This window comes from Shewanella sp. UCD-KL21 (genome assembly GCF_001957135.1).
In the GTDB taxonomy this organism is placed as follows: Bacteria; Pseudomonadota; Gammaproteobacteria; order Enterobacterales; family Shewanellaceae; genus Shewanella.
Map to the genome: position 1 here is coordinate 1 of NZ_MPHK01000054.1, position 1,177 is coordinate 1,177.

The 1,177-nt window shown below is 45.9% G+C and carries 1 protein-coding gene; it reads right to left on the reverse strand.

Annotated features, from left to right (window positions below; genetic code table 11):
- A partial coding sequence (locus tag BM739_RS19800) for an IS4 family transposase (RefSeq protein WP_083698243.1) occupies window positions 1–1,096 on the reverse strand: 1,096 nt, incomplete at its 3' end.
- Between the last annotated feature and the right edge of the window lie 81 nt (window positions 1,097–1,177).

The following is a 1,177-nucleotide window of genomic DNA, read 5'->3' on the forward strand; positions in this document are numbered from 1 at the left end:
CCTCTTTTGCTATCGCCACCATCTCTAAACGGACGAGATTATAAGCGGTAAGCACGCCCCACAGTTCTTGCCTTACTCCTTCTGCAAATCTGCTGCGTAATGTCACCTTACTTTGCAGTTGGGTTTGCTTAAGTTCACCGTATCCTTCTTCTATTTCCCAGCGTTGCCAGTAAATATTAAGTAACTTATCCAGCGGATAGCGAACAGGATCAGTCAATGAGGTGACGAAGCCTTTTATTTCACCTTTGGGCGCTTGATAAGCGATAAAACGTGCCCGCCATGTTTCAGGAAGCTCTGGRTTTTTCTTTCTCGCCTGTGGTGAGACTGGCATATCGATGAGCAAGTCATTATTCGCAAATTCTTCAACCACCTCATAGCGCATTTTTGACTTTACAGGTGTCAACCAGTGTCGCTGAGTCCCTGCTGATTGCCAGTTTAGCAATAAGTCAGCTGAGAAATAACAGCGGTCAAATAACGTTAAAGAGTTATCTGAAGCGTCTTGAACTATGCGTTGAGCCAGCGTAATTTCGCCTACGTGACAGCCATCAAAAGCCGCGCCCAATACCATTCTGGTTTCTGTCGATATCAGGCTGACAAGTCGAAGCTGGGGGTAAGGTTTGTGTGTTTTTGAAATAAAACCAAACTCATTGGCATTTTCTTCAGAGTCCTGGCAGCGAAACACAGTGCCATCAACGGCGAGAGTCGTGAGGCCGAGTGCATTATTGCTCCCCAATGCTTGTTCAAGCCAAGCTGAGGTTGTTGATTTAAATAAGTACGCCATAGGGGCTTCACCTAAGCGTCGCCGACAATCTGTTAGCACACTCGGCGCGACACGAGACCAGCAGTTATTGCCGGGTTGAAGTGCGATATCCATTGAGCTGCAGACTTCTTTTATGGATTGATTACGGATTAATCCCATCCACAGCACGAGCCAGACGGCTTGCTGCGCAGGCAAACGACGATTACGGATACTTGCCTTGTTGGCTGAAAGTAATGATTGTTCTATCCACTGTGAATCGATAGCCTCCATTACAGAAGCATAATCTCCACTTTCTTCTACTGACTCATGAACTAACTCAAGCTCTTGCGCAAACATAAAAAAATCCCTACCAGAATACTGGTAGGGATTATCATTCATCTGCAGGATCGTTCAAGTGTTCTTAACCGATCGGCATTA